14 protein-coding genes are annotated in these 18,991 nt (G+C 58.0%); 9 read left to right on the top strand and 5 right to left on the bottom strand.

Annotated features, from left to right (window positions below; genetic code table 11):
• Positions 1-87 precede the first annotated feature (87 nt).
• Positions 88-1,167, top strand: coding sequence for a PA0069 family radical SAM protein (locus V9K67_RS12055; RefSeq protein WP_336722740.1), 1,080 nt, complete (start codon positions 88-90; stop codon positions 1,165-1,167).
• On the opposite strand, the gene V9K67_RS12050 is transcribed toward V9K67_RS12055, so the two are convergent.
• Positions 1,164-2,225 (bottom strand): DNA polymerase beta superfamily protein, encoded by a 1,062-nt coding sequence (locus V9K67_RS12050; protein ID WP_336722737.1) that lies wholly within the window; start codon positions 2,223-2,225, stop codon positions 1,164-1,166. The two genes, V9K67_RS12055 and V9K67_RS12050, sit on opposite strands and share 4 nt — an antisense overlap.
• A 179-nt stretch (positions 2,226-2,404) precedes the next feature.
• Positions 2,405-3,160 carry a nucleotidyltransferase domain-containing protein gene (locus tag V9K67_RS12045; protein ID WP_336722734.1) on the bottom strand — a complete coding sequence of 252 codons (756 nt, stop codon included), beginning with the start codon at positions 3,158-3,160 and terminating at the stop codon, positions 2,405-2,407.
• A 460-nt stretch (positions 3,161-3,620) separates the two neighbouring features.
• On the opposite strand from V9K67_RS12045, the gene V9K67_RS12040 reads away from it, so the two are divergent.
• The 4 genes from V9K67_RS12040 (at position 3,621) to V9K67_RS12025 (ending at position 9,540) form a co-directional block, all read left to right on the top strand.
• Positions 3,621-5,084 carry an RtcB family protein gene (locus tag V9K67_RS12040; protein ID WP_336722731.1) on the top strand — a complete coding sequence of 488 codons (1,464 nt, stop codon included), beginning with the start codon at positions 3,621-3,623 and terminating at the stop codon, positions 5,082-5,084.
• Positions 5,085-5,235: 151 nt separating this feature from the next.
• Complete coding sequence (locus tag V9K67_RS12035) at positions 5,236-6,729, top strand: RapZ C-terminal domain-containing protein (RefSeq protein WP_336722729.1); 1,494 nt, start codon at positions 5,236-5,238, stop codon at positions 6,727-6,729.
• A gap of 16 nt (positions 6,730-6,745) precedes the next feature.
• The gene (locus tag V9K67_RS12030) at positions 6,746-7,495 is read left to right on the top strand and encodes a nucleotidyltransferase family protein (protein WP_336722727.1); all 750 of its coding nucleotides are present in this window, start codon (positions 6,746-6,748) and stop codon (positions 7,493-7,495) included.
• A 101-nt stretch (positions 7,496-7,596) separates the two neighbouring features.
• Positions 7,597-9,540, top strand: a complete 1,944-nt coding sequence (locus V9K67_RS12025; protein WP_336722725.1) for a M1 family metallopeptidase — start codon at positions 7,597-7,599, stop codon at positions 9,538-9,540.
• Between the two features lie 95 nt (positions 9,541-9,635).
• On the opposite strand, the gene V9K67_RS12020 is transcribed toward V9K67_RS12025, so the two are convergent.
• Together V9K67_RS12020 and treA are read right to left on the bottom strand one after the other, a co-directional pair.
• Positions 9,636-10,739: a metallophosphoesterase gene (locus V9K67_RS12020; RefSeq protein ID WP_336722723.1), complete on the bottom strand. Its 1,104-nt coding sequence runs from the start codon at positions 10,737-10,739 to the stop codon at positions 9,636-9,638.
• Between the two features lie 38 nt (positions 10,740-10,777).
• Positions 10,778-12,313 (bottom strand): alpha,alpha-trehalase TreA, encoded by a 1,536-nt coding sequence (gene treA, locus V9K67_RS12015; RefSeq protein WP_336722721.1) that lies wholly within the window; start codon positions 12,311-12,313, stop codon positions 10,778-10,780.
• A 304-nt stretch (positions 12,314-12,617) separates the two neighbouring features.
• On the opposite strand from treA, the gene V9K67_RS12010 reads away from it, so the two are divergent.
• Complete coding sequence (locus V9K67_RS12010) at positions 12,618-16,052, top strand: Ig-like domain-containing protein (RefSeq protein ID WP_336722718.1); 3,435 nt, start codon at positions 12,618-12,620, stop codon at positions 16,050-16,052.
• A 79-nt stretch (positions 16,053-16,131) separates the two neighbouring features.
• Here the strand turns inward: V9K67_RS12010 and V9K67_RS12005 are convergent, their stop codons facing one another.
• Complete coding sequence (locus tag V9K67_RS12005; RefSeq protein WP_336722716.1) at positions 16,132-16,512, bottom strand: RidA family protein; 381 nt, start codon at positions 16,510-16,512, stop codon at positions 16,132-16,134.
• Between the two features lie 116 nt (positions 16,513-16,628).
• On the opposite strand from V9K67_RS12005, the gene V9K67_RS12000 reads away from it, so the two are divergent.
• From V9K67_RS12000 to V9K67_RS11990, 3 genes are all read left to right on the top strand, one after another.
• A complete protein-coding gene (locus V9K67_RS12000) occupies positions 16,629-17,258 on the top strand; it encodes a 3-hydroxyacyl-CoA dehydrogenase family protein (protein ID WP_336722715.1) in 630 nt (209 codons plus the stop codon).
• A 162-nt stretch (positions 17,259-17,420) separates the two neighbouring features.
• Positions 17,421-17,906 carry an RNA polymerase sigma factor gene (locus V9K67_RS11995; RefSeq protein WP_336722714.1) on the top strand — a complete coding sequence of 162 codons (486 nt, stop codon included), beginning with the start codon at positions 17,421-17,423 and terminating at the stop codon, positions 17,904-17,906.
• Positions 17,896-18,990: an anti-sigma factor family protein gene (locus V9K67_RS11990; protein ID WP_336722713.1), complete on the top strand. Its 1,095-nt coding sequence runs from the start codon at positions 17,896-17,898 to the stop codon at positions 18,988-18,990. Before V9K67_RS11995 ends, V9K67_RS11990 begins: the two co-directional genes overlap by 11 nt.
• Position 18,991 lies beyond the last annotated feature (1 nt).

Raw genomic sequence — 18,991 nt, 5'->3', positions numbered from 1 at the left:
AAATTAACCAATCCCTTCATTGTAAAATGCTAATATTTTTAGTAAATTTGCCCGTTACGCCCGTATTCGAAAATCAAATCTTTTACAGTGGACGAGCAACAAGGGAGCATTGATCCGGGTGCCTACCGGAAGGGGAGAGGAGCGCAGATGAACACGGCCAACCGGTTTGAACGGACGGAAGTGGTGCGCGAACACGTGGAGGGCATTGACGACTGGATGGAGCCGGGCGTGCAGACCCAATTCATCGACGTGGAGGCCAAAAGCCTGGTCAACAAGGTGGAGAGCCCCGATGTGCCCATGCTGTACAGCATGAATCCCTACCAGGGGTGCGAGCACGGCTGCATCTACTGCTATGCCCGCAACACCCACGAGTACTGGAGCTACAGTGCGGGCCTGGACTTCGAAAGCAAGATCCTGGTGAAGAAGAACGCCCCGCAGCTGCTGCGGAAATTCCTGATGCATCCCAAATGGGAATGCGTTCCGCTCAGCATCGCCGGCAATACCGACTGCTACCAGCCCGCGGAGCAAAAGTTCCGCCTTACCCGCAGCCTGCTGGAGGTGTGCCTGGAGTTCAACCAGCCGGTGGGCATCATTACGAAGAATGCCGGCATTTTACGCGACAAGGACCTGTTGCAGCAGCTGGCGAAGAAGGGGCTGGTATCGGTGATCATTACCATCACCACCCTCAACGAGGAGCTGCGCCGTACCCTGGAACCCCGCACCACCACGGCCAGGCAGCGGTTACGGGTGATCGAGGAGCTGAGCGCTGCCGGCGTGCAGGCAGGCGTGATCATGGCGCCAATGATCCCGGGACTGAACGAGCACGAAATGCCCGCCATTTTAAAGGCTGCCGCAGGCGCCGGCGCCACCTTTTCGGCTTATACCTTTGTCCGCCTCAACGGGGCGGTCAAGCTGCTTTTTCATGACTGGCTCTATAAAAATTTCCCCGACCGGGCCGACAAGGTCTGGCACCTGATCGAGTCGGGCCATAACGGGCAGGTAAACGACAGCCGCTGGGGCACCCGCATGATGGGCGAGGGCAACATTGCCCAAATGATCCGCGACCAGTACCACCTGTACGCCCGGAGATACAACCTGGATGCGGGCCGCCTGGCCCTGGATTGTTCCCGGTTCCGCCGTCCCGGTGAACAGGGTCGTTTATTTTAGCTTTGATACAACTCCGCTCTTAATGCATACAGCAATTCGTCTATCTTTTCCCTGTCCGGCAATTCCGGCAGGTCGGAGATCTCGTATAGATAGTCGATCTCCCGGATCTTTTCTTCTGCCTGGAGCAGCAGGTCGTCGTAGGCAAATTCACCGGCACGGATGCGCAGCAGGAAGTCGCGGTCCGGACGTTTGGTGATAACGCCCTGGCCGCGGGCAATTTCTTCCGCCATGCCCAGCAGGCGGAAGACGTGCATCATGTTCTTGGCGTCGTAGTTTTTGCCGTGCTGCAGCGTATTCTGATAACGCTCCTCGTTGCGCTTTTCCGTCCACTCCCAGTACGATTTGTATTCCTTGCAGTAGGTGGAATATCCGTCCTTGTTGAAGTACATGTAGGCGGCCGGTGTTTCGTCCTTTGGGATGGAGCTGAGGGTGACTTCGTTGGAGACTTCCTTGGCCATGATGCCGCGGTAGCCGAGAGCGCCGTCGGGGTCCGTGAACAGTGCATACAGGTCGCGCATATGGTTGATGGCCGCCAGGCCGCACTGTTCCTGCGTCCGCCCTTCCCTTTTCAGCCAGCTGTGGAGCGGAACGGAGCCCGACGCCTGGGTGACGAAACAGAAATGCAAAATATTCTTGCGCTCCCGGTCCACGGGCTTGTTGATCTTCTTGTTCAGGCCCCGGGCCTTTTTTACCTGCGCCACGGCATAGTTGGCAAAGGTTTGCCGGCACTGGCGGGAAAGAAATAGCTCCGGCCGCACCTTTTCCATCAGCGGGTGCCGGTACACGATGCTTTGGGGCTGCACGCCCAGCAGCTCCAGGATGTTCGGGTTGTTTTTATACAGCAGCTCGAAAAAGCGTTTCAGCTCGTAGAAGATGATATCGTTCTTGTCGTTGCTCACCTGGTCCACGTACTCCAGGCCGTAATACTCCTTTTTCGACAGGAGGAAGACGCCCTTGATGTCGGTATCGGATTGCGGCAGGTCGAGGCCGTAGGAACGGCTGCCGCTGATGCATTCGAACAGGATCCGGCTGTGGTGGCGCAGGTGGTGCAGGTCCATGGGAAATGTAGAATGTAAAATTTAAAATATAAAATGTAAAATAAGGAATAAGGCCTGTTGGTAACGAAAGATGCAATGGTTCTAATGTAAATACAGAGTCTTGGACGAGGGGCATTTTCATATTCTGCCTTTCATCCATATTTTACATTTTGCATTTTATATTTTAAATTTTATATTTCTCAGAGTCCGATGGTTTTCCGGAACAGGTCATTTAAGGGGGCGGCATCCGTATCCTTTCTTACCAGGCCCTTTGCATAGTGTTCGCATTCCTGCATATGCTCCTGGATAAAATGGTGCAGGAGCGGGTCGGGGGCTACCAGGTGCTTTTCGGCTACCAGCGCTTTTTTTTCCAGCAGGGCGGCAACGTGTTCGTTAACGGCACTATCGGTGATGAGGGTGCGCAGCTGGCTGAACTCCACCGGCGGCGGCGTGCCGTGCTGCTGGATCCAGCGGGCGGCCAGCACCGGCCGCAGGGCGTAGAAATATTTTTTCAGCCGTACCTGTTCGCCCTGCAAATGGGTTTCCAGCGTATTGCGGCACAACCCCAGGTAATGATGAAGGCCCACCTTGGGAGAGAAATAGTCCGGTACCAGGGAGCGGAGGTGCTGTAGGAAGGCATCGTGCTGCTCGTAAAAAATGGGCGACTGGATCCACTCGTAGATCTTGGCGTTGGAACCCCGGAACAACTTCAGGAGTTTGCGGATGTCATAGCCGTTAATGTCAAATACCTCGTTGACCGGCAGCTCGATAAAGTCCTTTTTGTCCTCGATGGTCAGGTACCAGTCGGCCGGGTGCGTGTAGGCAAAGCGCACATCATAGTCGCTGTCGGGCGAGTGAAAGCCCCAGGCCCGGCTGCCCGATTCGCAGGCAAACAGGATGGTGACGTGTTTGGCTTCCGCCGTTTCATGGAGTTGCTTCCGGATGGTGGTCAACATAAAAGGGATGGCTTTAAACTAAAAATAGGGTATTCCTGCATGCGGGGCAGTAAGGACTTTACCGCAATTTTTGCAGAAATGCTGCAAAAAAATAATTTGTGAAAGACTTGTTAATGAGGGAGAAAGGGCCGTACATTTGTGTTTCTCAATCATTTTCTTATGCTCCGCCTGCATTGCCATACTGAAGTAAAGCGCCTGTACCGACGCTGTTATGCTCTTCGCGGAGGCTATACCCACTTCAGGTAGCGTTAAACCAAAATTTACATAAATAAAGCCCTGCACAAAGTGCAGGGCTTTTTCCCCTTTTTCTTAAAAAAAATCGATCGTGCATCCTGGCAACCTGGGCATGCCCGCAACGGAACCCATCGCCATCGGCTTCCGCAGGGCCGCAAATGAAGCATGATTTATGATTTAAAAACAGGTTGTCGTTTGCCCGACGGCAACCTTTAAACAATTCACTATGGCAAAGCTGCAAATAACCGGAAAAGAACTCCGCGCCATCGGTTTCCCCGAAGGGCCGGTGATCAGTGTGGCCATCAACACGATGGAAAAGAATTTTAAGCACCTGGCCCATGAAGACGCAATGGAAGTGCTGCGGGCGATCGTGCAAAGCCCGAACGAATATGCCAATGACCCCGTGCTGGGAAAGATCGCCGAAGGGCTGCTGCCGAAGCCGAAGCGCGAAGGCGACATCCTGGAGCTGAAACCGCAGGGCGTGCACTTCGATGTGTTCGGTCGCGACTTTATCGAGCCGGGCGCCCTGGCGCAGATGCATACCGCCGCGAAGCTGCCGGTGGCCGTGGCCGGCGCCCTGATGCCCGACGCCCATAGCGGCTACGGCCTGCCCATCGGCGGAGTGCTGGCCACCGAAAACGCTGTCATCCCTTATGGCGTAGGCGTGGACATCGGCTGCCGCATGTGCCTGTCGGTCTTCGACATCAACCCCGAGGAGCTGGTGAGCCGGACGGCCTACTTTACCCGCGAGCTGAACGAGGCCACCCTCTTCGGCGCCGGCGGCCAGTTTGACAAGCCTTCCGACCACGAGGTGCTTACTCGTAAAGAGTTTGACGAGCTGGCGCTGCTGAAGGGCCTGCAGGACCGTGCCTGGCGGCAGCTGGGAAGCTCCGGCTCGGGCAACCACTTCGTGGAGTTCGGCATCGTGGACCTGACCGACGAGCACCACGCCATCGACGTGAACGGGCTGGGGCTGAAGCCCGGTAAATACCTGGGCCTGCTGTCGCATTCCGGTTCCCGGGCCCTGGGCGCCAACATCGCCAATCACTACACCAAGGTAGCCAAGGAGCTGCGGCGCCTGCCCACCGAAGCGCAAAACCTGGCCTGGCTGCGCCTGGACGAACAGGAAGGGGCGGAGTACTGGATGGCCATGAACCTGGCGGGCGATTATGCCTCGGCCTGCCACCACATCATCCACGAAAAGATCGCCCGGCAATTGCGTGCCCAGCCGCTGCTGATGGTGGAAAACCACCACAACTTCGCCTGGAAGGAACGGCACGAAGGCCGCGAGCTGATCGTGCACCGCAAGGGCGCCACCCCTGCCGGCAAGGATGTGCTGGGGATCATTCCCGGCTCCATGACGGCCCCGGGCTTTATCGTCAAAGGAAAGGGCGAGCCGGCCTCGCTGAATTCGGCCTCCCACGGCGCCGGAAGGCGGATGAGCCGAACCGCCGCGCTGAATACCGTCACCCACAAGGACCTGGACCACCTGCTGGCGCACCACGGCGTCAAGCTCCTGGGCGGTGGTCTCGACGAAGCGCCCATGGCCTACAAGGACATCTACCAGGTCATGAACGCCCAGAAGCACCTGGTGGAAGCCGTCGGCCTGTTCCATCCCAAGATTGTCAAAATGGACGGCGCCGTTCCGAAGCAATGGAAGAAGAAGGGGAAGCAGATCCTCGGACAATAAGGAATGGGTTAATGGGTTAATTGGGGTATGGGGCCCTGATGGTCGGATTGTTCCTCCTAATAGCCGAATTAACCAATTAACCAATTAACCTATTCCCTTTACTCCTGAGTGCGTTAAACCTCCCCTCCTCAGGCCTTATCTTTGCCGACTTATGCAGCAACTGAAGGAAGCACTGGCCCGGCTGTTCCGGGAATGGAACGGGAACGACCCGAAAGACATTGCCCTGCTGCCCGTTTCGGGCAGTGAGCGGCGCTACTTCCGCCTGGCGGGCGCCGGCGGCGAAAGCACCATCGGCACCGTGGGGCCCAACCAGAAGGAAAACGAGACCTTCGCCTATTTTGCCACCCATTTTGCGGAAAAAGGCCTGCCCGTACCCCGCATTTTAAAGACCAGCGACGATCATACCATGTATATCCAGGAAGATCTGGGAACCGTTTCCCTCTTAGACGTGTTGGAAGAAAAAGGCTATACCGACGGAGTGTACCGCCTGTTTGCCAAAAGCCTCGAAGAACTGGCCCGCCTGCAGGTGCTGGGTGATGCCGGCCTCGATTACGAGCGCTGCCTGACCAACAAGGAGTTCGGCAAACAAGCCATCATGGCCGACCTGCTGTACTTCAAATATTACTTCCTCGACGCCCTGCGCAAACCTTACGACAAGCAGCGGCTGATCGACGACTTCGAGGCCCTGGGCAACTACCTCACCCATACCGAGTACAAATACTTTATGTTCCGCGACTTCCAGAGCCGCAACATCATGATCCGGGACGAGAACGTACACTTCATCGACTTCCAGGGTGGTATGAAGGGCGCCCCCCAGTACGACGTGGCCAGCCTGCTGTGGCAGGCGAAAGCCAACCTGCCCGACGACTGGAAAAAGGGCCTTCTGGAGCACTACATGAACGCTTTTGAACGCATTATCCAAAAACCCCTGGACCGGGGCGTGTTCCGCAGCCAGTACAACGGCTATGTGCTCATCCGCCTGCTGCAGGTGCTGGGAGCCTATGGCTTCCGCGGCCTGTTCGAACGCAAGGCGCACTTCCTTACGTCCATCCCGCTGGCGCTGAAAAACCTCAAATGGTTCATTGAAAACAACAGCATCGGCATTGCCGTGCCCGAATTCCGCAAGGTGCTGGACCTTTGCGTGTCCGACGAGGTGATCCGGCACTTCACCCCCGTGCAGGCCGATGAGACCACCGCCCTGACCGTGAAGGTGTGCAGTTTTTCGTACAAGAAAGGCATCCCGGCCGACGAGTCGGGCAACGGCGGCGGCTTTGTGTTCGACTGCCGCGGCATCGACAACCCGGGACGCTACGAGCAATACAAGCTTTTCCACGGTCGCGACAAGTCGGTAATGGACTACCTGGAGCAGCAGACCCGCATGCAGGATTTTCTGAACAGCGTTTTCGATATCGTGGACATCAGCGTGGAAGAATACATCCGCCGCGGCTTCGCCAACCTGTCGGTCAGCTTTGGCTGCACCGGCGGCCAGCACCGCAGCGTGTACGCAGCCGATGCGCTGGCCCGCCACCTGAAGAACAAGTACAAGGTGAAGGTGAACCTGTGCCACGTGGTGCAGGATGAAAAGAAATGGATCAATGAAACCTACGGGCCGAAAACCGCCCCCGAAGGCGAAAAAAGCATTTAACCCCGCAACCCGATACATGGAAAACAGCAACAAGCCCGGGGCCGCCCACCCGCAAACAAAGGCCATGATCTTTTCCGCCGGCCTCGGCACCCGCTTCAAGCCCTGGACCGACCATCATCCGAAAGCGCTGGCCGTGGTGAACGGCAAATCCCTGCTGCAGCGCAACATCGAGTACCTGCAGCAATACGGCTTTACCGACCTGGTGGTGAACGTGCACCATTTCGCCGGCCAGGTAACGGCCGCCATCGAGCGGCACCAGGGCTGGGGCAGCCGCATCGCCATCAGCGACGAAACCGCCGAAGTGCTGGAAACCGGCGGCGGCCTGCTGCAGGCAAAGGACCTGCTGGACTGCGACACCTTCCTGACGCTGAACGTGGACATCCTCACCGACCTTGACCTGCACCGGATGCTGGCCTTCCACCGGCAGCAAGGGGCCCTGATCACGCTGGCCACCACCACCCGCAAAACATCGCGCTACCTGCTGTTCGATGACGAGGGGCGGCTGTGCGGCTGGCGCAATACCGATACGGGCAAGGAGCGGATCGCTATTCCTAAAGAAACCTACCACCAGCGGGCCTACAGCGGCATCGCTCTCTTCCAGCAGCCCGTGCTGGACCTGATCCCCTTCAGCGGCAAGTTTTCGCTGATCGACGTCTACCTGGCCCTGGCACCCGCCCATAAGATCCTCTCTTTCGACCACAGCGGCGGCAAGCTGATCGACGTTGGAAAGCCGGAGAGCGTGGCATTGGCGGAAACGTTATTCTAAAAGTTTACGAGTTTACGAGTTTACAAGTTTACGAGTTGCTTGCGCCCGTAAAGAACTCGTAAACCCGTAAACTTGTAAACTCGTAAACTCTAATTTTAGGAATGAAAAAACTCATCGTAACGTTGATCGGCAGCCTCTGGCTGTTCGTGGTATCGGCTCAATCGAAATACAACCCGCACGAGGCGTTCAATCCCCTGTTTTATCCCCAGAACGGCAATGACTACCGAAGCGCCAGCGGCGAACCCGGACCGAAGTACTGGCAGAACCGCGCCGACTACCGGATCAACTGCACCCTGGACCCCGACCGCCACTTTCTTTCCGGCGACGTGGAGATCAGCTACACCAATAACAGTCCCGACAACCTGAAGTTTTTGTGGCTGCAGCTCGATCAGAACATCTTCCAGGATACGTCCCGCGGATCGGCCACCACCACCCAGGCCGGCGGGCGTTGGGCCAACATCGGCTTTACCAAAGGCGACGTGATCAAGTCCGTTTCGGTGGAAGCCGACGGGAAAAAATACACGCCCCAATTCATCGTCAATGATACCCGCCTGCAGTTGTGGCTCCAGCAGCCCCTGAAGGCCGCCGGCAGCAAGGTGAAGGTGAACCTTACTTACGAGTTCGAGATCCCCGAGTACGGCGCCGACCGCATGGGCCGGCTGAATACGACCAACGGCTGGGTGTACGAAGTGGCCCAGTGGTTCCCCCGCATGTGCGTGTACGACGACATCCTGGGCTGGAATACCCTTCCCTACATCGGGGCCGGTGAGTTTTACCTCGAATACGGCGACATTGAATATGCCGTTACCCTGCCCGGCAACATGATCGTGGCGGGCTCCGGCGAGCTGCTGAACGAAAAGGAGGTGCTGACCGCCGAACAGCAAACCCGCCTGGCGGCGGCCCGCAACAGCGACAAGACTGTAGTGCTGCGCTCCGCAGCCGAAGTGAAGAGTCCCCGGTCACGGCCGTCGGGCATGCTTACCTGGAAGTTCCGCATCCAGAATGCCCGCGATGCGGCCTGGGCAGCCTCCAAGGCCTTTGTATGGGATGCGGCCCGCATTAACCTTCCCAGCGGTAAAAAGTCCCTGGCCGTGAGCGTTTATCCCGTGGAAAGCATGAAAAAGGACGGCTGGCAGCGCAGCACCGAAATGGTGAAAGCTTCCATCGAGCATTACTCGAAAACCTGGTTCGAGTATCCCTACCCGGTAGCCAGCAACGTGGCCGGCATCGTGGGCGGGATGGAATATCCCGGCATCGTGTTTTGCAGCTTTTCCGATTCCGGCTCCGGCCTGTGGGGCGTCACCGACCACGAGCTGGGACATACCTGGTTCCCGATGATCGTGGGCAGCAACGAGCGCCGCTATGCCTGGATGGACGAAGGCTTCAACACCTTCATCAACAGCCTGTCGACCAAAGCCTACAACGGGGGCGAGTTCGCCACATTTTCCTTTTTCCCCGCCGAGGACATGACCAGTGTGGTGTACAGTCCGAAGATGGACCCGCTGATGACCGCTCCCGACGTGATCCAGCAGCAAAACCTGGGCATCGTAGCCTACGACAAGCCTTCCAATATGCTTACCGCCCTGCGCGAAGTGGTGCTGGGGCCCCAGCGCTTCGATGCCGCTTTTCGCGAATACATCAGCCGCTGGGCCTTCCGCCATCCCACGCCCTGGGATTTTTTCCATACGATGGAGAACGTTGCCGGTGAGGACCTGTCGTGGTTCTGGCGGGCATGGGTGTTCAGCAACTGGAAGCTGGACCAGGGGGTAAAAGGCGTGCAATACCAGGAAAATAAGCCCGGGAACGGCGCCGCCATCACCATCGAGAACCTGGAGCAGATGGTGATGCCCGTGAGCGTGCTGGTAAAGGAAGCCGGCGGCAAGGAATACCGCGTGCACCTGCCGGTGGAGATCTGGCAGCGCGGGCCGGAATGGACCTTTACGGTGCCCACCACCAAACGCATCACCGAGGTAGTACTGGATCCCGATAAAAAGCTCCCCGACGTCAACCGCAAAAACAACAGTGTGCTGGTAAATGAAAAATAATGAAGATGACTGGCCCCTCGGTGGTTTCAAACTACAAAAGTCTTTAAGACTTTTGTAGTTTTCGGGACGAACTCATAAACAAGTAAACGCGTAAACTATTCAGACGCTTCTATCCCCATTAACTCCGCCAAAGGCGACTCTTCCAATATTGTCCGCCGCGACACCTCTTTCCGGCAGCTCCATTTCACCAGGCGCAGGGCGCCTTCGGACAGCTCGATGCCGGTGATGTCGCCGTCGTCGTAGCAGCAGCAGCCCGAATTGAAGTAGGTGGGCAGCAGCTTCAGGTAGTCTTCTGAAATGTGGGTGTGTTCAAATTTCCGCTTTTCAATCTCGGACTGCAGGGTGCCGACCATGCTTTCGTCGCGGACGTTGCGGGCAAACAGCAGCTGGCGGTACAGCCGCTCGATGTGGGTCAGCGATTCAAAGACCGGCTGGTGGGTATGGCCCGTGACCAGCAGCAGCCCCTGTTGGGCGGCGCTCCACTCGTACATGATCGAGTTGTGCAGGGTTTTCAGGTGGCCGTCGTAAGCCGGTGTGTTGGGGTTGATCTTCAGGTAGGACTGCAGCGGCGCCCAGATCTTGGAGACAAAGAATTTCGAGAACCAGTTGCCGTCGCTCACCTTATCGCCCTGGTGGCCATGGGTGCAGAAAATCTCCACTTTTTTGTCCCGGATAGTGGTTTGCAGCACTATCCCTTCATAGATCGGCACGTCCATGCCGTAGATGTCCTTGAGCTGCAGGGCGGCCAGCGGATCGTTTTGCCAGTACAGGTCGTGGTTGCCGAAGATCTTGATGAAGGCGTTATTGGGGAGGAACAGCTTTTCCTTTTCAAAGGTGGGCTTCTGTTCTTTCTTCACCGCCAGCAGGGTGTTTTCCCACAGCTCTTCGCAATCGCCCAGGGCGATGTAGTGGAAGCCGCTTTGGTGGTAATAGTTCAGGGCCTCCAGGTAGGCGGGCTCGCAGCTCAGGAAGTCGTCGGCGCCGTTGCGGGAGCCTTTGTGCTGGTCGGAAAAGATGATGAATTTTCCCGTGGCGATATCGAAGGGTACGACCAGGCCCCGTTTTTTGTCGCCCTTGCGGATGCTGTCCAGCAGCTGGCTGAGGGCGGCGAAAATGCGGTTGCGGTCGGGCCGGGAAGAGAACCGTTCGGTCAGGCGCAGCACCGGCTGTCGGAGTAATTTCTGGGCTAGTTTACGCATGGATATCAGGTATAGGGTCGTAGGACGTACGGGAAGCACTAATCGCCGTACTTCTTCCACAACGCTAAAAGTACGCCATTGGTCCAGCCGAAGCCATCCTGCGAGGGATATTCACCGCCGCCGGCCGCCAGGGAGGTGTCGGCCACGTTGTATTTTTCCATCAGTTTGCCGGTACGGGCGTACACCTGCAGGTTCAGCCTTATCCACCGCCCGGCGATGGTGCGGGCCAGGGCCGGCTGCCCGTAACGCTCCAGGCCGGTAATGGTCATCCATTGCAACGGGGCCCAGCCGTTGGGCGCATCCCATTGCTGGCCGGTGGTTTTCAGCGTGGTCACCACCCCGCCGGCAAGCAGGAACCGGAGGCGGATGTTCTCCGCCGCCGCGAAGATGCGGCCGGCCGGGGCTACCTCCAGGAAAAAAGGGGCCGTGCCGGCCAGGCTGAGTTCCGGGGAGTGTTTTTTCGTGGACAGGTTGTAGTCGGTGTACCAGCCCTGCCGGGCCGACCAGCAATACTTGTTAATAGCAGCTTTGCGCTGTTCCGCCAGTTTTCCATACCGGCGGCTGGCCGTGCTGTCGCCCTTCAGGGCCGTGGCCTTTGCCAGGGTTTGTTCCAGGTGGTAGAGCAGGCAGTTGAGGTCTACCGGTACCAGGTCGGTGGTGCGGATCGTGGGCAGGCTGCGGCCGTCGGCCAGCCAGCGGCTGCTGAAGTCCCAGCCGCTTTCGGCTGCCGAGCGCAGCTGCCGGTAGATCCCGCCCCGGTTCTTTGCTGCCCTAGCCGTTTCCAGGTCGGCCACGTACATCTCCTGCCGCGGGATATCCAGCTGGTCGTAATAGCGGTTCAGGGTGCTGCCGTCCGGCATTTTTACGACGTGCCGGGTAGGGGCGGTGCCGTCCATCCAGTAGCGGTATTCTTTTTGCAGAGCTTGTAAGTGTTCGGTGTACACCCGTGGTCCCCGGATCTCCGCCAGCAGGTCGAGCATGAGGGAAAAGAAAGGCGGCTGGGAGCGGCTCAGGTAATAGGTGCGGTTGCCGTTGGGGATATGACCGTAGGTGTCGATGAGGAAGGCGAAATTGCGGACCATGTTCGTAATGGTTTCATCCTCACCGCTTTCTTTCAGTCCCAGCAGGGTGAAGTAGGAATCCCAGTAATAGATTTCGCGGAAGCGGCCCCCGGGTACGATATAGGGGTGGGGCAGGGGCAGGAGCGAGCTGCCGGCGACGGTCGAATCGCTTTTTCGTTTCAACACGTTCCACAGTTTGTGGATGTGGGTCGTCACTTCTGTTTCCTTTGCCGCGAAGTCTGCCCCCGGGGCTTCCGGGAGATGAAAATTTTCGGCGACAAAGGTTTTCAGGTGGAAACCGGGGGTGTAGCGGGCGGCCCGGTAGGCCTGCAGGATGCGGGCAGGGTCTTTTCGGGGGATGCAATCCACAAAGGTTTTGTTATCCGGAAAGATGTGGCCCGTCTGAACCGCCGTAAACAATTCGCCATAAAGCCGGTCGGGGGTGAGAACGGTTTGTACAAAGGCCGGCCGGGCGCTTAAAAGAAAGAAGAGCAGAAATAAGGTTCTTATCATACAATGCCTGTTGAGGTTTGGGCGTTAGTCAAGGGTCACTGGTCAAAAGACATTCGCCATTGGTCGTTGACCCTCCCCGCTTCCCTCAGTCCTCCATCCAATATCCACTGACAAATGTTCCCTGTCCACGATCCACTGTCCTAAAGCGAAAGTTACGTTTCCGTTTCTAAGTTATTGTCTGTACCTTATTTACCCGCAAAATGGGGCCAGGCGCAGCTTTGGGCAGCTGTATGATGAAAAACATTTATAGTTCTTTCTTTTAATAAAAAAATTCTATACTTTAATTTGCTCAACATTACTGCTTATGAGGAACCTGTTGGTTTTGACGGTTGTTTGCCTGCTTGCAGGCGCCGGTTTGCATGCCCAGCAGACCATATCTTCCCTGTTTGCCCGGAAGGCAGCCTTGCAAAAAGACTACCATGCCCTTGCGCGTCAGTATGAGGCCCTGGAGCTGAACCTGTCCGAGGTGCAGCGACTCAGGGCCCAGGCCCCGGACAATTTAGAGTTGCAACTTCCCTACGGCGGGGGCGGCCTGTCCCTCGTGCTCCACAAATCCACCATAACGGCTCCCGGCTTTTCCCTGGTGGAAGCGCTGGGCAACGGAAAGACCCGGCAGGTGCCCTTTACCCTGCCGGTATCCTACCAGGGAACCATCAAGGGCAAGGAGGGCTCGTTTGCCACCCTCAGCGTGCTGGACGGGCAGGTAATGGCCATCATCAGCGATGAAAAGGGCAATATGATCCTGGGCGCGGTGGAGCAGCAGGGAAAGCCCACTACCGAGTATATCCTGTACCGGGAAAGCGACCTGCTGGTGCCTTCGCCCCTGCAGTGTTTTACCGACGATCCGCCGGAGGCCCATGCCACGGTTCCTTCGCCGCAGCAGGCTTCCCTGCCGGCCGCCCTGCCCGTACTGAATCTTTACTTTGAATGTGACAATAAAATGTACCGCGACAAAGGCAGCAACAGCGTGGCCACCATGTCCTATGTGCTGGGCTTTTTTAACAACGTTTCCTTGCTTTATGCCCGGGAGGGCATCACGGTGCAGGTGTCGCAGATCAAAGTGTGGACCGTGGCCGACCCTTATGCCGGTTACGGTAACGTTTCCACGATTCTTTCGTACTTCTCCAGCAATTTGGGCAGCACTTCTTTTACCGGTGATTACGCTCACTTCCTGACCACGCGGAACGCAGGCGGCGGTGTGGCCTACACCTTTGACAATCCCTGCGTATTTCCCAAGTCATCCAGGGCAGCTACCAGCCACATTTATGATGTTTACGAGGAGCTGCCGGTCTATCACTGGACGGTGCAGGTAGTGACCCATGAAACCGGCCATAACTTCGGCTCCCGGCACACGCACTGGTGTGGCTGGCAGGGCGGTCCGCTGGATAACTGCTATGCGGTGGAGGCCGGCCCCAATGGTACCTGCCCCCGGGGGCCCGCTCCCGTGAACGGCGGTACCATCATGAGTTATTGCCACCTCACGTCATCGGGCATTAATTTCAGCAATGGCTTTGGCCCGCAGCCGGGCAACAAGATCAGGAGCGTGCTGTCAGCGGCTTCCTGTTTCCGTTGCAAGCTTTCTTTTACCACTACCGTTACCAATCCCACCTGTGGGTTCAGCAACGGTTCGGCCACCATTACGCCCGCCGGTGGCGACGGCAACTATAGCTATTTCTGGAGCAACGGCCAAACCGGCGCCACGCTTACCGGCGTGCTGGCAGGAACCTACGTGGTGGAGGTAAAGGATGGCTCGGGCTGCAGCCAGGTGCAGGAGGTGGTGATCCGGGAAGGAGTGGAGGAACCGGTGGTGACACCGGCAGGGCCTACTACCTTTTGTGCCGGCGGCAGCGTGGTGCTGAACGCGCCTGCCCGTGACGCGGGTACCTACCAGTGGTACAAGGACGAAAGCCCGGTGGACAATGCCACCGGCACCAGCTATACGGCTACGGCCACCGGCAACTATACCGTAAAAGCCACGACGGGCGGGTGCAGCGGCAGTTCCGACCCGGTACCGGTTACAGTCATTACCCCTCCTGTCGCCGCTATCAGCCCGGCCGGATCCGCCGCCATCTGTAGCGGCGGCAGCGTGGTGCTGCAGGCAACGGCCGGCGCCGGTTACCAATACCAATGGTACCGGAACGGCGTCCTGGTGGACGGCGCTTCGGCTGCTTCGCTGACCGTTTCCACGCAGGGAACGTACAGGGCCGTGGTCAGCAACGGTACGTGCCAAAGCGCTTCGAACGAGGTTTCCGTAGCCCTATCGACGCCAACCGCTGCCGTGACAGCTTCCGGTCCCGCCGCCTTCTGCGAAGGGGGCAGCGTGGTGCTGAGCACCCCCGCCAGGGCCTCGTATACCTACCAATGGTACAAGGACAATGTGCTCCTGGACGGAGCCACAGCAGCCAGCTATACGGCTACGGCCACCGGTAGCTATACTGTAAAAGCCATGACGGGCGGGTGCGTCGGCACCTCCAGTCCAGTGCCGGTAATGGTCCTTGCTCCTCCTGCCGCTGCCATCAGCCCGGCCGGGTCCACTGCCATCTGTAGCGGTGGCAATGTGGTGCTGCAGGCAACGGCCGGCGCCGGTTACCAATACCAATGGTACCGGAACGGCGTCCTGGTGGACGGCGCTTCGGCTGCTTCGCTGACCGTTTCCACGCAGGGAACGTACAAGGCCGTGGTCAGCAACGGTACGTGCCAAAGCGCTTCGAACGAGGTTTCTATAACGGTAACGATGCCCGCGGCCGCCGTGACGGCTGCCGGTCCTGCGGCCTTTTGCGAAGGGGGCAGCGTGGTGTTGACCGCTACGGCCGGCTCCGGCTATACCTACCAATGGTATAAGGACAATGTGTTCCTGGACGGAGCCACGGCAGCCAGCTATACCGCTGCCGCCGCGGGCGCCTACCGGGTGCAGGTAACCGAAGGCGGGTGTTCGAATAATTCCCCTTCCCAGGCAGTAACCGTTTGGCCGCGGCCCGAAGTGCGGGTAAGCCCCGACAAGGTGATCCTTCATAAATATGCATCCCAGACCCTTACGGTGAGCGGGGCGGAAACGGTCACCTGGAGCGCTTTGCCGGGGCTGATCAGCAGTAGCGGCAAAACCGCCATTGTGCGGCCGCTGACCACCACCGTCTACAATGTAGAAGGCGTGGACGCCAAAGGCTGCAGGAATACCGCCAGCGCGGAGGTGACGGTAGTGGGCTGCGGGGAAATAAAAACACCGGCGGTCACCCTCCTTACGCCTTCGCGGGTAGCGGTGCAGTGGACCAACCCGGAAGGCACCAGCGGCGATACGCTGCAGTACCGCGTTGTTGGTTCGGAAGCGTGGACGAGTGTCTATGTGCCCGGGGCGGCTTACGAGTTGAGCGGCCTGTTGCCGGGAACGCAGTATGAATACCGGGTGGTGCCGCTTTGCACGGGTTCGACGGTATTCCTGCCCTCCGCGGTGGAACGTTTCCAAACGTCTGCCCTGAGCGCTGGCACCTATATGCAGCTGTCTCCCAACCCGGCGTATACCCAAACCCGCCTGGAAGTCATTTACGCCAAGGCGTTTACCCTGGTGGTGCGGGTGTTCAACAGCAATGGCCAGCTGGTGCTGCCGGTGCTGCAGCAAACCCGCCCCGGCGGCCAGGCGCTGGTAACGCTGGATGTGTCTACGCTGACGAGCGGTGTGTACCTGGTGAACGTTTTGCTGAACGGACAGTCGCAAACGCTGCGGATGGTGGTTGCCCGGAAGTAGCCTGCGGGCAATAGAAAAACAAGCGCATTGCGGTGGCCGGAGCCGGTCCACTGCAATGCGCTTGTTTTTGGGGGAGGGCTTATTTTACGGCGATCATGCTGATCTCCACGTTTACCAGTTTCGGCAGGGCAGCCACCTGTACGGTTTCGCGGGCAGGAAAATCGCCTTCAAAGTACTTTCCGTAAATTTCGTTGATCTCCGAAAAGCGGTTCATGTCGGTAATAAAGATGGTGGTCTTGACCACGTTGCTGAAGGTCATGCCGGCTTCCCGCAGGATGGCTTTCAGGTTGTGCATGGCCTGGTGGGTTTCTTCCTGTACGTCCCTGTTCTTCAGGTTGCCGGTTGCCGGGTCAATACAGATCTGGCCGGAAATATACAGTGTGTTTCCGGATAAGATAGCCTGGTTGTAGGGACCGATAGGAGCCGGGGCGTCGGTGGTATTTATGATTTGCTTTTCCATGATAGTTGATCTGAACCACGAATTTAATGACACGAATCAGACGAATTGCACGAATTTCACGAATTAGGCGGATTCCGCCCTATTCCTTCGTCTAACTCTTCTAATCCGGGAAAATTATGGAGCTGGTTGTCCGGTGCAGCGACGCACAGAAAAACGAATTGGCGGCGGGGGCGCTCCCCGGCCTCCAGGTACATTATGTAACGGAGGTGGCCGCTTTTGCCCGCTATCCGCAGGCCGCGGCCTGCCTGGACCTGTTGTTCGAAAACGACCCTTCGGGAGCACCCCTGCTGCGGCAGTTGCGGCAGCCCGTGATCCTCCATTCCGTTTCGCAAACGGGGGCCGAAGCCGGCGGGAGGTGGGTGCGCGTCAATGCCTGGCCGGGCTTCCTGCTGCACCCGGTGGTGGAAGGCAGTTGCCCCGACCCGGGCGTCCGCCAGGCCGCGGAAGCCGTCTGGCAGCAATGGGGCAAAACGGTGGCCTGGCTGCCCGATGAGCCGGGCTTTGTCACGGCAAGGGTCATCAGCAGCATTATCAATGAAGCTTATTTCGCCCTGGGCGAAGGCGTCGGCACCCGCGCGGCTATCGATACCGCCATGAAGCTGGGAACCAATTATCCCTTCGGACCCTTTGAATGGGCCGAAAGGATCGGGCGGGACAATATCGTGCGCCTGTTGCAAAAGCTGGCAATCAAAGATGAACGTTATCTTCCTGCGCCGCTGCTGCTGGAGGAAATGGGTATTGGTTAATTTGTTAATTGGTTAATTGGGATATTGGGAAGGGGAGGAGTCCTTCAGCTGTCACGGCCCAATACCCCAATTAACCAATTAACAAATACCCCAAAAATTTTTTTCTGTTTTTGTAACTTTTCCTTCCCCCGGCCGTAATACAGGAAAGAACGGCCGCTGTTTATGACCGAAAAAGAATACAACCATTGCGTAACGCTTTATGCCGACAACGTGTACCGCTTCGTGGTGAAGAACCTGCGGCACGAAGAAGATGCACGCGATATCGTGCAGACGGCTTTTGAACGGCTGTGGATGAACCGTGCGGCAATAGAGGCCGAAAGAAGCCGCTCGTATTTGTTTACCGTGGCCTACAATGCCATGATTGACCACCTGCGGAAGATAAAGCGGCTGTACCTGAAAGAAGAACTGGATGAAAACGCAAAAGTGTGCTTCCGCACCTTCGACAATGCCCGGGCGGTGCTGGAAGAAGCCCTGGGCAAGCTGAGCGAGGTGCAGCGCTCCCTGGTATTGCTGAAAGATTACGAAGGGTATTCCTACGAGGAAATGGCCGCCATCACCGGCCTCTCCACCAGCCAGGTGCGCGTGTACCTGCACCGGGCCCGAATCCAATTAAAAGAATATATAGTACGTATAGAAAATGTCATTTAACACCCATCATACCGGCACGATCACCCTCGCCAACTACGAGGAATACTTTATCCTGTACATGGATAACGAATTGACCGCGGAAGAAGGGGAGGCGGTGGAGGCATTCCTGCTGGTGCATCCCGGCCTGCGGGCCGAGTTGGAAGCACTGCTGGCGACCCGGCCCGAGCCGGAGTCCCTGCCGCTGGAGGGGAAGCAGTTCCTGCTGGCCGCAAGCATGAAGCAAAAGCTGCCGGACGAAGCCCTGTTGCTGTACGTGGACAACGAGCTCGGGGAGTCTGAAAAGCCGGAGGTGGAGGGCCGGATCCGCACCGACGAGCCTTACCGGCAAATGTACCTGCAGCTGATGAAGACCCGGCCCACGGACAAGGAAGTGATGGAATGTCCCGGAAAAGACCAACTGTACCGCCGCACGGAAAGCCGGCCTGCTATTGCCTACCGGTGGGCGGCAGCCGCTGCCGTTCTGCTGGTACTGGTGGCAGGTCTTTTACTGGTGGCGCCGCGGCAACGTCCCGTCCTGGTGGGCCGCAACCTGCCTGCGAAGCCATCCGCATCCCCGGTGGCCGGGGAGCAGCAGACGCCCTCTTTGCCCACAGTGCCGCAGGCGACCGCCGGTCTTACCGAAGCAGGGCCACAGACCGCTGGTGCGTTGACCGTGGCGCCGCCGCGGGAACAGAAACGTAAGCCCGGCCGGGAAGTCGCGTCTTCGGAGCCCATCGCTCCGCTAAAAGAAACGCCATCGATCGGGGCAACGGAACGAGACGCCAGCCCGCCGGCCCCGGTAGCACTGGTGGCCGCCCCAGTACCCGAGGCGCTTTCCACCACCCGGCTGCCGGCGCTAACGGTGATCGATAGTCCCCGGGTGCAGCCGATGATCCAGGAAAAGACGGCTGGTACGGAAATAATAGCGGCAGCGGGTGTCCCCAAAAAATCAGGATTGAAGAAGTTTTTACGCAAAGCGACCGATTTTGTGGAACAGACCACCGGCTTCAACCCGCTCAATGAAAACGACGAACTCCTCATCAACGTGATTGCCGTGAAGCTGGGCCCGGAACCCGAATCCTCAAAAGGCCGTAAGCTGCACTAGC

This window comes from Huijunlia imazamoxiresistens, assembly GCF_037132455.1.
Taxonomy (GTDB): Bacteria; Bacteroidota; Bacteroidia; order Chitinophagales; family Chitinophagaceae; genus Flavisolibacter; species Flavisolibacter imazamoxiresistens.
The sequence above is the reverse complement of the archived record's forward strand: the minus strand, read 5'-3'. Positions and strand labels throughout refer to the sequence as shown.

Excerpts from the sequence above, each read along its gene's own strand:
- V9K67_RS12035 (WP_336722729.1), top strand. The coding sequence starts at position 5,236 with ATGCAGCAACTGAAGGAAGCACTGGCCCGGCTGTTCCGGGAATGGAAC.
- V9K67_RS12010 (WP_336722718.1), top strand. The coding sequence starts at position 12,618 with ATGAGGAACCTGTTGGTTTTGACGGTTGTTTGCCTGCTTGCAGGCGCC.
- treA (WP_336722721.1), bottom strand. The coding sequence starts at position 12,313 with ATGATAAGAACCTTATTTCTGCTCTTCTTTCTTTTAAGCGCCCGGCCG.
- V9K67_RS12050 (WP_336722737.1), bottom strand. The coding sequence starts at position 2,225 with ATGGACCTGCACCACCTGCGCCACCACAGCCGGATCCTGTTCGAATGC.
- V9K67_RS12030 (WP_336722727.1), top strand. The coding sequence starts at position 6,746 with ATGGAAAACAGCAACAAGCCCGGGGCCGCCCACCCGCAAACAAAGGCC.
- V9K67_RS12000 (WP_336722715.1), top strand. The coding sequence starts at position 16,629 with ATGGAGCTGGTTGTCCGGTGCAGCGACGCACAGAAAAACGAATTGGCG.
- V9K67_RS11990 (WP_336722713.1), top strand. The coding sequence starts at position 17,896 with ATGTCATTTAACACCCATCATACCGGCACGATCACCCTCGCCAACTAC.
- V9K67_RS12040 (WP_336722731.1), top strand. The coding sequence starts at position 3,621 with ATGGCAAAGCTGCAAATAACCGGAAAAGAACTCCGCGCCATCGGTTTC.
- V9K67_RS12045 (WP_336722734.1), bottom strand. The coding sequence starts at position 3,160 with ATGTTGACCACCATCCGGAAGCAACTCCATGAAACGGCGGAAGCCAAA.
- V9K67_RS12020 (WP_336722723.1), bottom strand. The coding sequence starts at position 10,739 with ATGCGTAAACTAGCCCAGAAATTACTCCGACAGCCGGTGCTGCGCCTG.
- V9K67_RS12025 (WP_336722725.1), top strand. The coding sequence starts at position 7,597 with ATGAAAAAACTCATCGTAACGTTGATCGGCAGCCTCTGGCTGTTCGTG.
- V9K67_RS11995 (WP_336722714.1), top strand. The coding sequence starts at position 17,421 with ATGACCGAAAAAGAATACAACCATTGCGTAACGCTTTATGCCGACAAC.
- V9K67_RS12005 (WP_336722716.1), bottom strand. The coding sequence starts at position 16,512 with ATGGAAAAGCAAATCATAAATACCACCGACGCCCCGGCTCCTATCGGT.